Source organism: Acinetobacter sp. V116_7 (assembly GCF_056735735.1).
This window is the reverse complement of the sequence record NZ_JBWZIF010000027.1, coordinates 236,227-253,507: the sequence shown is the minus strand read 5'-3', so window position 1 is coordinate 253,507 and position 17,281 is coordinate 236,227. Positions and strand designations below refer to the sequence as shown.

19 protein-coding genes and 1 other RNA gene are annotated in these 17,281 nt (G+C 37.7%); 10 read left to right on the top strand and 10 right to left on the bottom strand.

The window, feature by feature from the left end; translation table 11 throughout:
* Positions 1-19: 19 nt before the first annotated feature.
* Entirely contained in the window at positions 20-1,339 is a 1,320-nt protein-coding gene (gene pepP, locus AC1PJP_RS13790; protein WP_479767293.1) for a Xaa-Pro aminopeptidase, read from the bottom strand.
* A gap of 67 nt (positions 1,340-1,406) precedes the next feature.
* The gene (locus AC1PJP_RS13785; protein ID WP_005303405.1) at positions 1,407-2,036 is read right to left on the bottom strand and encodes a UPF0149 family protein; all 630 of its coding nucleotides are present in this window, start codon (positions 2,034-2,036) and stop codon (positions 1,407-1,409) included.
* 64 nt (positions 2,037-2,100) lie between these two features.
* Between AC1PJP_RS13785 and AC1PJP_RS13780 the strand changes: the two genes are divergently transcribed.
* The 3 genes from AC1PJP_RS13780 to ssrS all read left to right on the top strand — a co-directional run bounded on the left by AC1PJP_RS13780 (position 2,101) and on the right by ssrS (position 3,315).
* Positions 2,101-2,661 (top strand): hypothetical protein, encoded by a 561-nt coding sequence (locus tag AC1PJP_RS13780; RefSeq protein ID WP_003652857.1) that lies wholly within the window; start codon positions 2,101-2,103, stop codon positions 2,659-2,661.
* Complete coding sequence (locus AC1PJP_RS13775; RefSeq protein ID WP_003652859.1) at positions 2,658-2,942, top strand: cell division protein ZapA; 285 nt, start codon at positions 2,658-2,660, stop codon at positions 2,940-2,942. Before AC1PJP_RS13780 ends, AC1PJP_RS13775 begins: the two co-directional genes overlap by 4 nt.
* Before the next feature lie 189 nt (positions 2,943-3,131).
* A non-coding RNA gene (ssrS, locus tag AC1PJP_RS13770) (6S RNA) lies at positions 3,132-3,315 on the top strand.
* A gap of 132 nt (positions 3,316-3,447) precedes the next feature.
* Here the strand turns inward: ssrS and AC1PJP_RS13765 are convergent.
* The 3 genes from AC1PJP_RS13765 to AC1PJP_RS13755 all read right to left on the bottom strand — a co-directional run bounded on the left by AC1PJP_RS13765 (position 3,448) and on the right by AC1PJP_RS13755 (position 4,432).
* On the bottom strand, positions 3,448-3,768 hold the full coding sequence (locus tag AC1PJP_RS13765) for a hypothetical protein (RefSeq protein WP_192837127.1): 321 nt from the start codon (positions 3,766-3,768) through the stop codon (positions 3,448-3,450).
* Positions 3,769-3,860: 92 nt separating this feature from the next.
* The gene (locus tag AC1PJP_RS13760) at positions 3,861-3,974 is read right to left on the bottom strand and encodes a hypothetical protein (protein WP_004793930.1); all 114 of its coding nucleotides are present in this window, start codon (positions 3,972-3,974) and stop codon (positions 3,861-3,863) included.
* A gap of 113 nt (positions 3,975-4,087) precedes the next feature.
* Positions 4,088-4,432, bottom strand: coding sequence for a hypothetical protein (locus AC1PJP_RS13755; RefSeq protein WP_005303401.1), 345 nt, complete (start codon positions 4,430-4,432; stop codon positions 4,088-4,090).
* 223 nt (positions 4,433-4,655) lie between these two features.
* On the opposite strand from AC1PJP_RS13755, the gene AC1PJP_RS13750 reads away from it, so the two are divergent.
* From AC1PJP_RS13750 to AC1PJP_RS13730, 5 genes are all read left to right on the top strand, one after another.
* Positions 4,656-5,240 carry a 5-formyltetrahydrofolate cyclo-ligase gene (locus AC1PJP_RS13750; RefSeq protein WP_192834672.1) on the top strand — a complete coding sequence of 195 codons (585 nt, stop codon included), beginning with the start codon at positions 4,656-4,658 and terminating at the stop codon, positions 5,238-5,240.
* A 445-nt stretch (positions 5,241-5,685) separates the two neighbouring features.
* Positions 5,686-8,115, top strand: coding sequence for an endopeptidase La (lon, locus tag AC1PJP_RS13745; protein WP_005303397.1), 2,430 nt, complete (start codon positions 5,686-5,688; stop codon positions 8,113-8,115).
* Between the two features lie 306 nt (positions 8,116-8,421).
* Positions 8,422-8,901 (top strand): 23S rRNA (pseudouridine(1915)-N(3))-methyltransferase RlmH, encoded by a 480-nt coding sequence (gene rlmH, locus AC1PJP_RS13740; RefSeq protein WP_004793934.1) that lies wholly within the window; start codon positions 8,422-8,424, stop codon positions 8,899-8,901.
* Positions 8,902-9,013: 112 nt separating this feature from the next.
* Positions 9,014-9,790 (top strand): DODA-type extradiol aromatic ring-opening family dioxygenase, encoded by a 777-nt coding sequence (locus tag AC1PJP_RS13735; RefSeq protein WP_005303395.1) that lies wholly within the window; start codon positions 9,014-9,016, stop codon positions 9,788-9,790.
* A 170-nt stretch (positions 9,791-9,960) separates the two neighbouring features.
* Complete coding sequence (locus AC1PJP_RS13730; protein ID WP_004793936.1) at positions 9,961-11,070, top strand: META and DUF4377 domain-containing protein; 1,110 nt, start codon at positions 9,961-9,963, stop codon at positions 11,068-11,070.
* Positions 11,071-11,124: 54 nt separating this feature from the next.
* On the opposite strand, the gene gdhA is transcribed toward AC1PJP_RS13730, so the two are convergent.
* Positions 11,125-12,528 carry an NADP-specific glutamate dehydrogenase gene (gdhA, locus tag AC1PJP_RS13725; RefSeq protein ID WP_479767288.1) on the bottom strand — a complete coding sequence of 468 codons (1,404 nt, stop codon included), beginning with the start codon at positions 12,526-12,528 and terminating at the stop codon, positions 11,125-11,127.
* A 272-nt stretch (positions 12,529-12,800) separates the two neighbouring features.
* On the opposite strand from gdhA, the gene AC1PJP_RS13720 reads away from it, so the two are divergent.
* The gene (locus tag AC1PJP_RS13720) at positions 12,801-13,592 is read left to right on the top strand and encodes an RnfABCDGE type electron transport complex subunit B (protein WP_479767287.1); all 792 of its coding nucleotides are present in this window, start codon (positions 12,801-12,803) and stop codon (positions 13,590-13,592) included.
* Positions 13,593-14,282 carry an endonuclease III gene (gene nth / locus AC1PJP_RS13715; protein WP_479767285.1) on the top strand — a complete coding sequence of 230 codons (690 nt, stop codon included), beginning with the start codon at positions 13,593-13,595 and terminating at the stop codon, positions 14,280-14,282.
* A 37-nt stretch (positions 14,283-14,319) separates the two neighbouring features.
* Here the strand turns inward: nth and AC1PJP_RS13710 are convergent, their stop codons facing one another.
* From AC1PJP_RS13710 to AC1PJP_RS13695, 4 genes are all read right to left on the bottom strand, one after another.
* Positions 14,320-14,457: a hypothetical protein gene (locus tag AC1PJP_RS13710; protein ID WP_004793939.1), complete on the bottom strand. Its 138-nt coding sequence runs from the start codon at positions 14,455-14,457 to the stop codon at positions 14,320-14,322.
* A gap of 71 nt (positions 14,458-14,528) precedes the next feature.
* On the bottom strand, positions 14,529-15,182 hold the full coding sequence (gene adk, locus AC1PJP_RS13705) for an adenylate kinase (protein ID WP_005303386.1): 654 nt from the start codon (positions 15,180-15,182) through the stop codon (positions 14,529-14,531).
* A gap of 86 nt (positions 15,183-15,268) precedes the next feature.
* A complete protein-coding gene (locus AC1PJP_RS13700; RefSeq protein WP_004793941.1) occupies positions 15,269-16,582 on the bottom strand; it encodes a DUF445 domain-containing protein in 1,314 nt (437 codons plus the stop codon).
* 61 nt (positions 16,583-16,643) lie between these two features.
* Positions 16,644-17,162: a hypothetical protein gene (locus AC1PJP_RS13695; protein ID WP_479767282.1), complete on the bottom strand. Its 519-nt coding sequence runs from the start codon at positions 17,160-17,162 to the stop codon at positions 16,644-16,646.
* Positions 17,163-17,281: the final 119 nt, after the last annotated feature.

Below are 17,281 nucleotides of genomic sequence, written 5' to 3'. Positions count from 1 at the left end.
CTTTGGCGAATACGTTTAATTATGCTTTAGCTTGCGCCATTAAATGTTCAATATCTGCAATATCTTTAACCACATTAGCAGTTAAAACTCGTGGTCCTTTCGAGGTTGCGACCACATCATCTTCAATACGAATACCAATACCACGCCATTTTTCATCTACAGTTTCATCATCTGGTGCGATGTATAAACCAGGTTCAACTGTAATAACCATACCCTCTTCATATTGACGCCAGTCTTCACCCTTTTTGTAAGACCCGACATCGTGTACATCCATGCCTAGCCAATGACCTGTGCCGTGCATATAAAACTGACGGTATGCTTCGGTTTCGATGAGTTCGTTAACATCACCTTTGAGTAAACCTAAATTAACTAGACCTTCAGTTAAAATTTTAACTGCTATTTCATGAGGTTCACGGTATGAATTACCAATACGAACTGCGTCAATCGCTGCATATTGGGCAGCCAATACAACTTCATATAATGCTTTTTGTTCAGCACTAAATTTACCATTGACTGGAAAAGTACGAGTAATATCAGAAGCATAGAATTCATATTCACATGCAGCATCAATTAAGACTAAATCACCATCTTTGAGTGGCTTGTTATTTTCAACATAATGTAAAACACAAGCATTAGCTCCACCGCCTACAATACTGTTATAAGACGGAACACAGCCATTTTTCCCAAAAATATAATTGAGTTCAGCTTCAAGAGCATATTCCATCATTTCTGGGTGCACCGTTTGCATCGCACGCTTATGTGCTTCAGCACTAATATTTGCAGCAATTTGCATTAGCTCAAGTTCTTGTGGTGACTTAACTAAACGCATTTCATCAACAATACGGTCGAGCTGGAGTAATTGAGCTGGGGCATTCTCATGTCGATGCTCGGCATCTGCTTTTTTAATCCACTGGCTCACTCGCGCGTCAAACTCAGCATCGTGCCCAATCCGATAATAAAGACGCTCTTTATTTAATAATTTTTCAATAATTTCTTCATCAAGCAAATCAATTACATATGCTTCATCAGCATCGTAGTCTTCAACTGCACCATCAACTCCAGCACGGAAACCATTCCAGATTTCCATCTCGCGATTACGTTCACGGCAAAAAAGACTATAGCTATAGTCTTCATCGTCGAAGGTTTCAATGACAGCAACTGCCTCAGGCTCAGCAAAGCCCGTCAAATAGAAAAAACTACTATCGGCACGGAATTTATAATCCGCATCACGATTACGGTACATTTCTTCACGCGTTGCAATAATTGCAATGCTGTTTGGACCCATTTTTTCTGCCAGACGGTCTCTACGATGTCGAAAATCAGCTTGAGGCAATTTCATAATGATCTACTTGATTTAGAATTTTAAAGTCAAAAAATAAAATACAACCAATAACACATCGCCTCAATTAGCTTGGGCGATGTGGAGTAAACATTTCTACAATATTTTGTTCTGTGTCTAACGCAGCAGATTTACTTTTTGCATGAAATTTTTTCAATAAAGAACTTTCAGCTACAGTAATTTTTTTTCTGCCAATAGACAAACTTACAGGAATTAAGCGTACAAATTCATATAACTCTTCGTAGCTGCTTTCACCTTCTTCATCATTGTCAGAGTCTTCAAATTCGACTGCTGCAATATCTTGAAGGTTCTCAATCAACTCAAGTTCATCTGGACGAATATGACCCGATGCCAATCCAAAACCTAATACAACGCCTGCACACCAATCTGATAAAGCTTGTACACGCTCTTGAAGTAGATGGTCATCGTCAGGAAGCATAGGTAAATAATCTAATTCATCTTCAGATAACGCATGAATAACATCTTCTGCTTCATCAGTTAAAAGCGTTAGAGCATCTTCACTTAACTCTGGCACATTAAGGGTTGTTAAAATTTGTGACCATTGTTCACGCGTCGGCGCTTCTGTCACACAAACAATACCTGTTAATAGACCATGTAACTCACTAGGGCTTGAAATTTCTTCAATTCCTTCAAAATGAGCGTTCCAATCTGTCCAGCCTGAAATATCGTCTTGCATTCGTTTATCCAATCTCTATACTTTGTATATATTACCTTTGATTGCAATTCTGTGCGACCTCGTTATGTTAGAACAATTACAGCGGCTACAAGCGCATATTAGCGTATTAAAAACACGCTTACATCATTTAGAGAGTGAACATGCGGCACTCTCAGAAGCTAAAGAACTGGCTGAAACAGAGCATCACGCACAAGTTGTGCAAAAAAATAGTATTATCACTAAAAAACAAGAGGAAATTGAGTCGGTAACTGAGCAACTATCTCAGTTAAAAGGTCAATTTCAACAGTTGAATCAGGATGCTAACACACTTGCGGAACGTTATAGCCGATTAGAAAAAAGTACGACTGATTTAAAAAATCGTTTTCAAGAAATTCTTGCCGAACGTAATGAATTACGTGTCGCAAAAGAAAAGTTACAAGCCCACCAGCGTCAAACTCAACAAGAGCTTCATGATTTACAACAAGATCGTGATCGTTTGTTACAAAAAAATGAGCTTGCTAAATCAAAAGTTGAAGCCATCATTCAACGTTTAGGAATTTTAGGCACTGCTCAAGATCAGCATGCTCAAGAAATTCAGCAGCTTGCCCATCCCAATGCTGAAACTGGTGAGGAGACCCAATCATGAGTGAACAAGTCATGGTAGAGCTTAGGCTGATTGAGCAGACCTTTAGACTCGCGACTACTTTAGACAAAAAAGATGAACTTGAACGTGCAGCAGAACTTCTCAATGAGAAATTTAATGAGATGCGTCGTAGTGCTCCACGTGTTGAGCACAACAAACTGGTCATTATGGTTGCTCTACAATTGACTCAAGAAGTACTGAGCCTTAATAAGTCTTTGCAAGAATACACTCACTGTGAACGTTTACTGCAAACGATATTGGATGATGTTGAACAAATTGTTTAAATAAATTATCCATACAAAAACGCCTTGCTCTATGAATAATAGATGCAAGGCGTTTTTTATTGACACTATTAAGCGTAATTGAAATTACTTTATGCCTGTTAATGTACAAAGCTTCATCAAACGCAAACTAAGTTTACAGTTCCAGAGGTTTAGGTGATTGCCAACATGGTCAGATCGGTTATACTTAAACTGTCTCTGGGATGTTCGCCAGCGGGTCTATTCCCCTGCCGATACTTAAACTTATGGATGTGTTCTGTATATTTAGAGTGTATGCCTACCTTCGTGTAGGAAACCCAGCAAGTATACGTCGCCTCCACCTTGAACTCATCGGGTTCAGGGTAACGACACATGCAGCGGCATCTTCGGAGCATTTAGTTTTAACTTTAAGAAAAATTCAAAATATTTATTTTAATTTAGCTTTCCATACAGACCTTTCAGTCTAAAATTTTCTTTTTAAACATTAAATTGCAGCTTATCTGATTAATCTACTCCGCCTTCTCTAATATTATTTTTCATTTCTACTCAGACACTCTTCATACCAGCCTGCTTGAAAATCTTCTATTGCCTTTCTTTTAAAGAAATTGGTTCTAAATATTTTGGCAGAGTAAGCCGAGTTAATTAAATCTTGGTAAAGTTGTTTGGCTTCTGGGTCTTCAAGACCATTCGCTATCTGTTGCAAGTCTTGAGATGGAACTTTTTGTTGACGTGCTTCCATGACAGTATAAGCGACTTTTTTTACTACATTACAAATATCAGGATCTCTTACATTGTCGTCGGCATGACATCCTAAAGCTAAAAAACTAAGAATAAATAATTGAAACTTCATGATCCTACCTTATTTTTATAGTTTGAAATTTATAACAAAATTTAATTATAAAAAAAGAAATAGAAGATTTCTTACTATTTCTTTTTAAAAGATTACGCTGGATTAATCACGTAAAAATAAATAATAAGCCCAGCTAAAACAGTTGAAGCAATCGTTAAGTATGTACCAACCGTATTAAAACTCTGTAAGAATTTCAAGATTTCCATATCTAGAACCCCCTAAATTAGCAACTATAAAGACAAAATGAAATTTACCACAACTTAATAATGCCAATCAATTCACACTTATCGGATTTTTTGAGAGTTAAAACATCAATTAATTATTGGTTACACCGAATCGCAAAGGCATCTTTGTAGTAATCAGTTGCACTCTTCAAATCTGACAATAATTTTTCTTCGGTATAAGGTTTAGGTGAAATTTTAATTAATGCAGGCATATATTGGGTCTTATAAACCTCAGGATAATCATGGCACAAGATTTTGACTTTAACTTCTTGTGGTGTATTCGGATTATCCAGTTGATCTAAAAACTCTCCAATTTTACGGTCAGACTCTTCAAATTGAGCTTTATAGTCAACTTCAGCAGCTTCAGGTTCTGTTTGTTTTGTACACCCGCCTAGCATCAATACGGCGCTTATTGTAATGGTTAAAATTTTTAACTTCATAGGCTTAACAATTTCACATTCATCCTTTTAAATATTCTTATCTGATTAAATGTAAATAAATACTGGTAATACGTAAAGAAATAGAATTTTTTATCGCTAAAGAAGAACCCTCGCATGAAGTAAATTTAAAGTTATTTCTTAATTAGTTCTCTATTTCCATAAATCTTAAGAAAAATAGGTATAATTTTGCTCGACTGATCTCAAATCTTTGTTAGATTTACGCATGAATGAACTTAGTTTTATTAGAAAAAATTTAAGATCTAAAAGACGCTCTTTGTCCCCCTTAGAGCAAAAAAAAGCTCAGCTTAGTGTTCTGCATCATTTAAACAGTCTTGCTATTTTTCATTCATCAAAAAAAATGGGTTTATATTTACATGCCTTTGGAGAAGTTCATACAGATCTGATCATAAAGTTATGTTTTCAAAAAAATAAACAAGTTTATTTACCTATGATTTGTTCTATGAATCAACGTTTAGTTTGGGTAAAAATATCTAGAAACCAATATTTAAATCGACGTTTTTCTCATCATCCATTGGGTATGAAAGAACCCATGGCAACAAGAGGAAAACATGTATCAAAACTTGATTTACTGTTGATGCCACTTTTAGCTTGTGATCAATACGGTACGCGTATTGGTATGGGAGGCGGCTATTATGACCGTACATTGGCTAGTGCAAAACATAAACCTTATCGTTTGGGAATAGCTCATCAATTTCAATTTATTGAACATACTTTAAAACGTCAAAGTTGGGATCAACCCTTAGATGCTTTACTCACCCCTCAACATATTTATTATTTTAAAAGATAATATCTATATGAAAATTAAAATTAGTCTTAAGTTTTTAATGCCCCTAAAATCATAAAAGTAACCACCCTAAGGATGGTTACTTCTACGTGACAGACCGTTTTACCAACTTATAGTAACACGACTATTTAATGTTCAATATTAAATAAGTTTTGCATTATTGTTAATTATACAATGCCGATAAATGACATAAGAAAATGGTTATTTTCCATCCAAACGTCTTTTCTACTATATGAATATTTCATAATTATTAAGCTAAATTACCTATCCTTTCTACAAAATTTTATTCTTCTTAAGAATTAATCCGTTGATTCATAATATTTTAATAAAAAAGTTGACTAAATTAGTCATTTTTTCCACATTTTCTATAGAGAGGCCCTTGTAATTTTTGAAATACACATCACTATAAAAAACATGGCAACCTCGTTGTCACTCATTAGGAGTGCCCATGTCTGAACTTATTATGAATGAAAAAACTGACTTAGAGCCTCAGGTTCCAAGTGTATTACCACTTTTAGCGTTACGTGATGTAGTGGTCTACCCACACATGCAAATTGCGTTATTCGTGGGTCGTGAAAAATCGATCAATGCAGTTGATGTGGCTCGTAACAGTGACAATTTAGTATTTGTAGTTGCGCAAAAAGATTCGCTTACAGAAGATATTGATCACGATAACCTTTATCAGTACGGAACTGTCGCTAAGATTGTTCAGGTCGTAAATCATGAGAATGATGAAAACTGTATCAAAGTACTTATTGAAGGGTTACAGCGCTCTAAGCTTGAAAAAATTATCGATGAAGATAGCCATTTGACTGCTGAGCATAGCTTAAGTCCAATGACAATTAACGTAGATAAAGCTACTCAAGAGACTCGTTTACAGGAGTTGCGTAATTTATTTGCTCAATATGCTGAAGCAAAATTACGTAATGCACGTGAACTCGTTGCAGCTGCTAATAAAATTGAAGACTTGCTACAGCTTATGTTCTTCGTGGCAACACGTGTACCTCTAAATATTGAAATTAAACAGAAGTTTTTAGAGCACGATGAATTTGAAGCACATTTGCAAGAGCTTATGAGCTACTTGGTAAATCAATCTGCCGAACAGCAAATTGAACAAACTTTGCATGACAGCGTAAAACGCCAAATGGAAAAAAACCAACGTGAATACTTTCTAAATGAAAAAATGAAAGTCATTCAACGTGAACTTTCTGACATGAATGGTGGCGCTGAAGATGACGTTGCTGAAATAGAAAAACGTCTTACTGAAGCTGATTTACCTGAACACGTACGTAAAAAAGCTGAAGCTGAGTTCCGTAAGCTTAAAGCAATGCAACCTGCATCTAGTGAAGCGGCTGTTGTACGTAACTATCTAGAAGTAATTTTAGATACGCCGTGGAATAAAGCGAGCAAAGTCAGCATTAACCTTGCGAAAGCTCAAGAGATTCTTGATACCGATCACTACGGCTTAGATGACGTTAAAGATCGTATTGTTGAATACTTAGCTGTTCAGTCTCGTGTTAAAAAACTCAAAGGCCCGATCCTATGTTTAGTAGGCCCTCCTGGTGTAGGTAAAACTTCGCTTGGTGAATCAGTTGCGAAAGCAACAGGTCGTGAGTTTGTTCGTATGGCACTCGGTGGCGTACGTGACGAAGCTGAAATTCGTGGTCACCGTCGTACTTATATTGGTGCGATGCCAGGTAAAATCGTGCAGTCTTTAACAAAAGTTGGCGTGAAGAACCCACTGTTCTTACTCGACGAAATTGACAAGATGGCACAAGACTACCGTGGTGATCCTGCTTCTGCATTGCTTGAAGTATTAGATCCATCACAAAACAGTAAGTTCAACGATCACTATTTAGATCTTGATCTTGACCTATCTGAAGTGATGTTCATCTGTACTGCAAACAGTATGAATATTCCTGAGGCATTGCTTGACCGTATGGAAGTTATTCGTCTACCGGGTTATACCGAAGATGAAAAAGTTAACATTGCTGAACGTTACCTTGTTCCAAAAGCGATTAAGAACAATGGTCTGCGTGCAAAAGAGTTAACAATTCATGAAGAAGCGATTCGTGACATTGTTCAGCGCTATACACGTGAAGCTGGTGTACGTAGTTTAGAACGTGAAGTGTCTAAAATTGCGCGTAAAGTGGTAAAAGAAGCAGTAAGTAAAAAGTCTAAAAACTTACAACTTGATGTGACTTCTGCCAATCTTCCAGAATACTTAGGTCCACACAAGTTTGACTTTGGTATTGCAGAAGATGAAGCGCAAGTAGGCCGCGTAAATGGTCTAGCTTGGACATCTGTAGGTGGTGAGTTGCTTACTATTGAAGTTGCAGCTGTCAAAGGTAAAGGTAAATTCATTACAACTGGTTCACTCGGCGACGTAATGAAAGAGTCTATTACCACAGCAATGACTTTAGTACGCACACGTGCCGATGAGCTAGGTATTGAAGCTTCTCGTTTTGAAGAAACTGATGTACACGTTCACTTACCAGAAGGTGCAACACCAAAAGATGGTCCATCTGCTGGTTTAGCATTAACAACTGCGCTTGTATCAGCATTTACAGGTATTGCGATTCGTCCTGATATTGCAATGACTGGTGAAACAAGCTTAGGTGGTCGTGCAATGCGTATTGGTGGCTTAAAAGAAAAACTTCTTGCAGCACACCGCGGTGGAATTAAACTTGTATTTATTCCACAAGATAACGTTCGTGATTTGGCAGAAATTCCAGCCAATGTTAAAGAAGGTTTAGAAATCAAAGCTGTGAAAAGTATTGATGACATCTTACCTTTAGCATTAGTTTCGATGCCAAAGCCTTTACCTAAAACACCGATTGTAAAACCGGTGGAAGGTTCAAAAGCAGCACGTCACTAATTAAAATACGAAAAAAGAGAGCTTCGGCTCTCTTTTTTTTGTTACACAATTTGATTGAAAAATATCCAACCATCCTCATAATAGGTATTAAGAGTATTTAATTAAATTAAGTATTCTTCGTTATCTATTATTTTATAGATAGCCTTGTTTTTTTATTCTCTATGATCATCTGAACTCCAGACAGATGATCATTTGATCGCAGTCCAACACCGTTTTTTGGACTGCGTTTTTTATGCCTATTTTACTACCACGAACTTATCTCTTCCTCAGGTATAATGCGCCAGCTGTTTTAAATGAATAGATAATATGAAAATTCGTATTCTGACCATTGGTCAAAAAATGCCTGCTTGGGTTCTCACTGGTTTTGAAGATTACTTCAAACGTATTCAGCCTTTTGTGCAAACTCAAGTCATTGAACTTCCTATGGCCAAACGTGGTAAGAATGATTCAGAAGCGGATATTTTAAAATATTGTCAAATTGAAGGTGAAAGCATTTTGAATGCTTTAAAACCAAATGAAACTTTAATTGCTCTAGAGGTTGGTGGCCGAGAACTCAGCACAGAGAAACTGGCTGACACCATGAAACAGTGGATGCTTGAAGGCAATGATGTAGCACTTGCTATTGGTGGACCAGACGGTTTATCAGATCAAGTACGTAAAGCTGCCGCATGGCATTGGTCACTTTCAAAACTCACAATGCCCCATCCTTTGGTACGCGTGTTATTAATTGAGCAACTATATCGGGCAATGACTATTAATCATAATCATCCCTATCACCGTGCATAAAAACAACAACCGTTTCATTTTAGGAACAATCCGTTGAAATCAGGATACTTTTAACATGTCCTGATTTTGGCATAATAACTATTATTCTGCTTTTTAACTCAGGTGTAATGCAATGGAACTACAAACCCTTCCCGGACTGTTTATTTCACATGGTTCACCCATGCTTGCACTTGATCCAGAACAAGTAGGCCCCGCTCTACACCGTTTAGGAGCAAATCTTCCCGTACCAAAGGCAATCATTGTGATGTCTGCGCATTGGGAAAGTAAAGCACTTGAAGTGAGTATTTCGACTCGCCCTGAAACATGGCATGACTTCCGCGGCTTTCCTAAAGAGTTATATGAAATTCGCTACAGCGCACCTGGGCAACCAGAACTTGCTGAAGAAATCTTAAAATTACTGGCAGATGCTCATTTAGTTGCACATGCGAATAGTACGCGTCCTCGTGACCACGGCGTATGGATGCCTTTATTGCATATGTATCCTGATGCTGACATTCCTGTCGTCGAGATTTCTTTACCAACCAATTTAAGCGCACAAGAAATTTATCGTATAGGACAAACACTCGCGCCTTTACGTGACAAACAGATTTTACTCATTGGTTCAGGCAGTATCACTCATAATCTTGCAGAGCTATCTTGGCAAGGAGACAACTCTAAAGTTCCAGAATGGGCTTCAACGTTTAGAAATGCTGTGGTGAATAAACTTACCCATCAAGATTATGATGGCGTACTGGACTGGCAATCATTGCCGTTTGTAAAACGTAATCATCCTACCCTTGAACATTTTGCCCCGTTGTTTTTTGCTATGGGTACAGGCAATCGTTTTACGATTGTTCACAGCAGCTTCACAATGGGCTCACTAGGCATGGATATCTATCGTTTTGATTAATTATTAGCAAATACCCCGTTTCGCGGGGTATACCATTATTTTTGTTGAAAATTAGAATAACTTACAAACTTATACATTTTAAAAACCGAAACAATCAAATGTTTACATTTTCTTTTTTTAAGAATGTTTTAAGCTTATTGCTGTTGTTTTTTTACTTGAAGTTTTTTTAAATGAAAATTAAATATTTAATTCTTGCGTTATTACCTTTTTCTTTGATGGCGTGTCAAACAGTTACCAACACTCCTGCTCCAATTGTATCTGAGCAACAACAAAACCTTGCAGCCACTTTAGGTGAATATGCTTGGACTTATCAAAATGTAAAAGCTTCTAAACCACTTATCCTTAACTTTAATGCAGATGGCAAATTAGCAATCAATACAGGTTGTAATGGCCAAGGCGGTACTTGGAAAGTTGAAGGTAACCAACTTGTTACATCTAACCTTGTTTCAACAATGATGGCTTGCCAAGATGATTTAATGAAACAAGAACAACTTTCTAATAGCATCTTTAGTGACGCAAAATTACCAATCGAAATTAGCAACAATAATGGTCAGGTGATTTTAAGCGTGACAGACAAAACTGGTCAAAAGCATATTTTCCAAGGTCAAAAAGCAGTGAATACTCAAGCTTTAACAGACTACTCTTGGTCTTATCAGCCTGAAAATACAAAAAAACCTATCGTTCTTAACTTTACTAACGACCGTTTATCAATCGCAACGGGCTGTAACCGCCAAGGAACAACTTGGAAAGTTGAAAACAATACCATCGTCACTGCTGATGTAATGTCAACAATGATGGCGTGTGAACCTGCTTTAATGAAACAGGAACAATTTTCTAGCAGCCTTTTCCAAAAACGTGCGATTCCATTTGAACTCAACACCACAAACGTTGACCAACCAACACTAACGGTATCTGATGCTCAAGGTCAAAAATATACCTTTACTGGTAAAATGACACCTGAAGCAAAATATCAATCTGAAGGAAAAACTGTTTTCCTAGAAGTTGCTCCACAAACTAAATCATGTACTGGTGTTGCACCACAAACTTGTATGCAAGTTCGTGAAATTAAATATGATGACAAAGGCGTTAAAACTTACGCTGACAAAAACTGGTCATTATATTATGGCCAAATTGAAGGTTTTGAACACAATCCAGATCAACGCGTAATTTTACGTGTAAAACGTTTTGAAGTGAAAAACCCAGCAGCAGACCAATCTAGTCAAGCTGATGTATTAGATATGGTTGTAGAGCAAGAATTAGTTAAAAAACCTAAAAAATAAGTTTTTAGACTAAAAAAATCCGATGCTTTTGCATCGGATTTTTTATTTCTATTTTTAGAAAATACCTTGAGCAAGCATTGCATCAGCCACTTTTACAAAACCTGCAATATTGGCACCGTCAACATAATTAACAGTGCCGTCTTCTTTAGTACCATATCTTACACAATTCGCATGAATGTCTTTCATAATTGCATGTAGACGCTCATCGACCTCAGCATGTGTCCAGCTTAAACGAATTGCATTTTGAGACATTTCTAAACCAGATGTTGCTACCCCACCCGCATTAGATGCTTTTCCTGGCGCATACAAAATTTTAGCTTCGATAAAGTGTTCAACTGCTTCAAGTGTAGATGGCATATTAGCGCCTTCAGCCACACAAATTACGCCATTTGCAATAAGCTTTTTAGCATCTTCACCTGTTAATTCATTTTGCGTAGCACATGGTAAAGCAATATCGACAGGAATATGCCAAGGCGTTTTTCCTTCAAAATATTCAAAACCATGTTTAGAAGCAAACTCAGAAATTCGACCACGCTTAACGTTTTTCAGCTCCATGACTTCAGCAAGCAACTCATCTGTAAAACCATTTTTTACATAAACTGTGCCGTTTGAGTCAGATAAAGTAACAACTTTCGCCCCTAAGAACATAGCCTTCTCTGCTGCATATTGTGCAACGTTACCAGAGCCAGATACTGAAACAGTTTTACCAGCAAAAGATTGTCCACGCGCTTTGAGCATTTCTTCTGCAAAATAAACCGTACCATAGCCGGTTGCTTCAGGGCGCATTAAACTACCACCAAATGAAATTCCCTTACCGGTAAAGACACAAGCGGTGTCATTACTCAGCTTTTTCATCATGCCTGCCATATAACCGACTTCACGTGCACCCACACCAATATCACCCGCAGGAATATCTGTATTTGGTCCTAAATGGCGATAAAGCTCAATGATTAATGCCTGACAGAATCGCATAATTTCAGCATCAGATTTACCTTTAGGATCGAAATCTGAACCACCTTTTCCCCCACCCATTGGTAAGGTAGTAAGTGAGTTTTTAAAAGTCTGCTCAAAACCTAAAAATTTTAAAATTGATAGATTGACCGATGGGTGGAAACGCATTCCCCCTTTGAATGGACCAATTGCTGAATTGTATTGAACACGGAAAGCTCGGTTAACTTGAGTCTGACCTTGATCATCCATCCATGAAACACGAAATTGAATCACACGCTCAGGTTCAACTAAGCGTTCTAACAAACCCTGCTCTGCATATTCCGGATTTTTTTCAATAAATGGCCACAAACTCGTCATTACTTCTTCGACAGCTTGTAAGAACTCAGGTTGATGCGGATCACGCGCTTGCACGTAATTCAGGAATTCATTCAGGTTGTTATATTTCAATGCACGGTCCTCAGCATAGTAATGAATTAAATTGGTGCAATACATTATTAAATGCATCATTTAGCAGCAAAATATTAAATCCCTTTCCATCAATTTTAACAATAGTTATTTTAAATTATTTTATTACCCTTAATTATCAAAAACTTATTTTTAGAAAAACTACTTAAAGATAAGAAATAGTCATTTAACTTTTCACTTTTATTGATCTATTATTGTGCAGAATTAGCGACATTTTAGGTCAATTAAAAACCCGATAAATTCGTTAAAATCCATTGACCTTACTTAGGTTTTTCTTCATTATCGCATCGTTTTAACCAAGCTATTTGCCCACTATGAATTCATCTATTTCTCTCATACGCGAGATTGATGCGTTATTACCACAAACACAATGTGGTCTATGTGGACATCGTGATGGATGTCTACCCTACGCAAAGTCGATTGCTGAAGGTGAAGAAGCAAATAAATGTGTTCCAGGTGGACAACCTGTTGCTGATGCAGTCGCAAACCTATTAAATCGCTCTCCATTAACTGCAGAAAGTAGCGTATGGCCTATACAAACAGATGGCCGACCGCAGCGCATGAAAGCAATTATTCGTGAAGATGAATGCATTGGCTGCACCAAATGTATTAGTGCTTGTCCTGTAGATGCTATTATTGGCAGTGGTAAGCTCATGCACACTATCTTGACGGACTTATGTACAGGTTGTGAGTTATGTATTCCACCATGTCCCGTAGATTGCATTGATTTGGTCGAAGACACTCAAGCCTTACCAAATGAACAACAGCGTACCGCAGAACAAAATGATTTAAGACAACGCTATTACGCTCATATTCAGCGTGAAGAAAAGCGTCGTAGTCACCGTAAAGGGCCTGTGGTACGTGCTGAAATAGATACTCAACTGTTTGCGCAGTTTTCTCAGGCACTTGATGAATTACCTTCAATTGAAATCATTGAGAAATCTAAAGAGACTGTGCCAACTGATGCTAAAACTACAATTGAGTTAGCTAAAATTCGTACACAAATTAAGAAACTGGAAAAACAGCTAGGTGTACGTGAAGATGCTAAAAAACGTCTTCAACTCGAAGAACTACAACAGCAACTCATGCAATTACAGGAGGTCTGAATGGCTGTCAAAAATATGACGAAAAAGCAGATTCAAATTTTCTTTGAACGCCTTCGCGAACAACGGCCCTCTCCTCAAACAGAGTTAAAATACTCATCTTCTTTTGAGTTACTCATTGCAGTTATGTTGTCAGCTCAAGCGACCGACGTGAGTGTGAATAAAGCAACTGATAAACTTTACCCTGTGGCTAATACAGCCGAGAAAATCTATAACTTGGGCGTAGATGGGTTAAAGGAATATATTAAAACAATTGGCCTTTACAATGCTAAAGCCGAAAATGTCATTAAGACCTGTAAGATTTTAATGGAACAATTTAACGGCGAAGTTCCAAGCAACAGAAAAGACTTGGAAGCTTTACCGGGCGTCGGACGTAAAACCGCAAATGTTGTTTTAAATACAGCTTTTGGACAACCAACTATGGCTGTCGATACCCATATTTTCCGAGTGGGTAATCGAACTGGCTTAGCCGTAGGTAAAAATGTACTTGAAGTTGAGCACCGCTTAATTAAGGTCATTCCTAAAGAATTTATTGTAGATTCACATCACTGGCTCATATTGCATGGTCGTTATTGTTGTATTGCCCGTAAACCTAAATGTGCTGAATGTGTAGTTGCAGATGTTTGTAACTGGCCTGATCGCTTTGAATTTGGTGCACAAAAGCAAATTGCTATTAAAAATATTGAAGCTTAAAAATATGGTTGGGTATAGGTAATATACCCAGTCAATCTTACTTTAGACGTTTTTTCTCATTACGCTCTTCTTTTGCTTGTTTTTGTACCTGTCTAAGCATTTTATAGCTCTGATAACTTAAAAATATGACGAGTGCCAGACTTAGCAATACCACCAAAATCAATATGATTTTCATATTGTTCTCCTGCACTGAATGAAAGAAAAGAGCCCTCACAAAGAGGGCTCATTATCACAAACAATATTAAATTATTTGTCTAAGATATTGAACAAATCTTTTTGTACATCTTCAATTGTACGCAAGCCATCAAGCTTGTCATAAGTCGGTGCATTCTCACCAGATGCAGCACGGCTTTGATAGAATCCAACCAATTGCTCAGTTTCTGTATGATAAGAAGCTAAACGTTTACGGATTGTTTCTTCTTGGTCATCTGGACGTTGAACAAGATCTTCACCAGTTTCATCATCTTTACCTTCCACTTTAGGTGGATTGTAAACTGTATGATAAACACGGCCAGAAGCTGGATGCTGACGACGACCAGAAAGACGTTGTACGATTTCTTCGTCAGGAACATCAATTTCAATCACGTGATCAATGTTAATCCCTTCTTTTTCCAAAGCTTCAGCTTGTGGAATAGTACGTGGGAAACCATCGAAAATGCAGCCATTTACACAGTCAGGCTGAGCAATACGTTCTTTTACTAAACCGATAATAAGTTCATCTGAAACCAAACCACCAGATTCCATTACACTTTTAGCTTTTAGACCTAATTCAGTACCTTCACGAATTGCAGCACGGAGCATATCACCGGTTGAAATTTGTGGGACATTGTAGCGCTTACAGATCAACTGAGCCTGAGTCCCTTTGCCTGCTCCAGGTGGTCCGAGTAAAATAATGCGCATAAAAAACATCCTCATTTAAAACAATGAATATGAAGTCCGGCAGAAAAAGTCTCGTTAATCTTCAATAGATCCTGCCCGACGTCGAATTATAAGAAAGCCACAAACAAATGTATTGTACCAGCAATAAATCCGGTTACCCCACCTAGTACAATAAGAATCCACTCATCCTCCTGAAATGCAGGACGCAATAAATTCTGAAACTCTTTTGGTGTCAGTTCGCGAATACGCTCTTTAAACATTTGAAAAATCTTCTGTGCCCGGCTTGCGTTCAGCGCTGGGTCACATACGGGTCCCATCGTAATTTCAATTGATCGATCAATCAAGTCCGTCTTTAATCTTGCGTACTCTCTTGGCCCTAAAGAAAGCTGTAAAGATGTACGAACTAACGGTGTTTCCATAATTTCGTTAATATGACGCTTCACAATGCGGCGGGTCTTATCTTTACGTGGCCCATACATCATTTCGGTCATAATCGATTTTAACGTAATTAAATCTTCTGTTACTACGCTTGAAAACACGTCAGAGACTTCCTCTTGACGCTTCATGAAAGCACCTTGGAAATTATAGGTACCAATTCGAAGAACGGGTACAATCCAAGGGAACTTACGATCTTTTGTTAATCTAAAAATCTGTGGGTAACGAATATAATGTGGTTCAATCGGATTAAATACCATCCAGATCGCAATCCAGTTCGTTAAAAAGCCCCAAATTGAAGCCCAAAACGGTACAGTCCAGTGCCAAGGTACGACAAACCAAACAATCATTTGGAAAATACCAAAGAACATTCCAATTAAAGCACTAATATGCCAAATAAAGTTGATTTCTTTTTGCCCAACTTTTAAGAACATACGTACCATTAAACGACGGTCACCTTCCATTTGGCTAACCACCATTTCGCGCATATTAACCAGTGACTCAACGTTCATGGTCAGCTCAGTCACTAATTCCCTTAATACACCGGGTAATTGTTTATGCGCCTGTGCATAAATACGGCGTTTAATTGAATAAGGTAAATTTTCCCAAAGAACAGCATTACGATCGATCATGACTTCATCAATCAGATGTTCAAGTTCAAATCCAACCTGCTCACCAATAATGCGTGCCATATCTTCAGGGTCCATTGCTTCTAAAAATTCACGCAATGAACCTAACTTAGATAATGTATTGTCGGTAATAATACCCGAGATACGTCCAGCTTTACGTGGCACAATACCTTGCCAACCTACTGGTAATGGACCTAAATGGAATCCCCAAAATTTAATTGGGTAAAACACCATTTTTAAAGCCATCCAAACGTGTGCCCATGTAACAAAGGCAGTGACTGGAATGATACTCAAAACGGCCCAAAAATCAGGTCTGTGTAAAAAGGTCTGCCACAATCCGCTGACGTACTCTAACATGTAAGACTCTCGTATTTATTTGTGCTCTGCTTATGGCGAGTTAACGATAAACTGCTTTGTTTTATAAACCAAAACTTAGAGAATAAGAAAATTGGATTTGTGGTTTAGTATCCGCAGCAACTGCTCCATTCTGGTCAGTTAGTTTTTCCGCCGCGCCAATACCCACACTAAAAGTACTAATTCTTTCTGAATTCAACAATACATAGGCCAAATCGACACCAGCGCCTAAACGGGACTTATAATCACCATCGACCTCTTTACTATCGAGATGCCCAGCATAAAAACCAATATAGTAACCATTTTTATCTGTGCCGGTAAGATAGTAAGGATATCGAAATCCGACTTGACCACCAGCAGTTTTGTCACCATTCAAAAATGCGCCAAATTTGGCATAGGCGATACCATAAGGATTTACCCATTCGCCGTTTAAATGTAATAGTTTTTGTGTAAAACCGGCACCCACATTCCACGTAGATGCAGTATGTCCTGCTAATTTTGCTTCTGGAAGAAACGAATAGTCTTGAGCATGTGCCCAACTACTTACCGTCAGAACTGCAAGTAAGGGATAAATTTTTCTCATTATTTTCTCCATTTTCCCTAATCGTATGGTGAGAACAACCCTATTCTATTGAATGAGAGACTTTAACAGAATTATTTTGCTTCTTATATACAAGTATCTACAATTTTATTGTCTGCAAA

Excerpts from the sequence above, each read along its gene's own strand:
- pepP (WP_479767293.1), bottom strand. The coding sequence starts at position 1,339 with ATGAAATTGCCTCAAGCTGATTTTCGACATCGTAGAGACCGTCTGGCA.
- AC1PJP_RS13785 (WP_005303405.1), bottom strand. The coding sequence starts at position 2,036 with ATGCAAGACGATATTTCAGGCTGGACAGATTGGAACGCTCATTTTGAA.
- AC1PJP_RS13780 (WP_003652857.1), top strand. The coding sequence starts at position 2,101 with ATGTTAGAACAATTACAGCGGCTACAAGCGCATATTAGCGTATTAAAA.
- AC1PJP_RS13775 (WP_003652859.1), top strand. The coding sequence starts at position 2,658 with ATGAGTGAACAAGTCATGGTAGAGCTTAGGCTGATTGAGCAGACCTTT.
- AC1PJP_RS13765 (WP_192837127.1), bottom strand. The coding sequence starts at position 3,768 with ATGAAGTTTCAATTATTTATTCTTAGTTTTTTAGCTTTAGGATGTCAT.
- AC1PJP_RS13760 (WP_004793930.1), bottom strand. The coding sequence starts at position 3,974 with ATGGAAATCTTGAAATTCTTACAGAGTTTTAATACGGTTGGTACATAC.
- AC1PJP_RS13755 (WP_005303401.1), bottom strand. The coding sequence starts at position 4,432 with ATGAAGTTAAAAATTTTAACCATTACAATAAGCGCCGTATTGATGCTA.
- AC1PJP_RS13750 (WP_192834672.1), top strand. The coding sequence starts at position 4,656 with ATGAATGAACTTAGTTTTATTAGAAAAAATTTAAGATCTAAAAGACGC.
- lon (WP_005303397.1), top strand. The coding sequence starts at position 5,686 with ATGTCTGAACTTATTATGAATGAAAAAACTGACTTAGAGCCTCAGGTT.
- rlmH (WP_004793934.1), top strand. The coding sequence starts at position 8,422 with ATGAAAATTCGTATTCTGACCATTGGTCAAAAAATGCCTGCTTGGGTT.
- AC1PJP_RS13735 (WP_005303395.1), top strand. The coding sequence starts at position 9,014 with ATGGAACTACAAACCCTTCCCGGACTGTTTATTTCACATGGTTCACCC.
- AC1PJP_RS13730 (WP_004793936.1), top strand. The coding sequence starts at position 9,961 with ATGAAAATTAAATATTTAATTCTTGCGTTATTACCTTTTTCTTTGATG.
- gdhA (WP_479767288.1), bottom strand. The coding sequence starts at position 12,528 with ATGATGCATTTAATAATGTATTGCACCAATTTAATTCATTACTATGCT.
- AC1PJP_RS13720 (WP_479767287.1), top strand. The coding sequence starts at position 12,801 with ATGAATTCATCTATTTCTCTCATACGCGAGATTGATGCGTTATTACCA.
- nth (WP_479767285.1), top strand. The coding sequence starts at position 13,593 with ATGGCTGTCAAAAATATGACGAAAAAGCAGATTCAAATTTTCTTTGAA.
- AC1PJP_RS13710 (WP_004793939.1), bottom strand. The coding sequence starts at position 14,457 with ATGAAAATCATATTGATTTTGGTGGTATTGCTAAGTCTGGCACTCGTC.
- adk (WP_005303386.1), bottom strand. The coding sequence starts at position 15,182 with ATGCGCATTATTTTACTCGGACCACCTGGAGCAGGCAAAGGGACTCAG.
- AC1PJP_RS13700 (WP_004793941.1), bottom strand. The coding sequence starts at position 16,582 with ATGTTAGAGTACGTCAGCGGATTGTGGCAGACCTTTTTACACAGACCT.
- AC1PJP_RS13695 (WP_479767282.1), bottom strand. The coding sequence starts at position 17,162 with ATGAGAAAAATTTATCCCTTACTTGCAGTTCTGACGGTAAGTAGTTGG.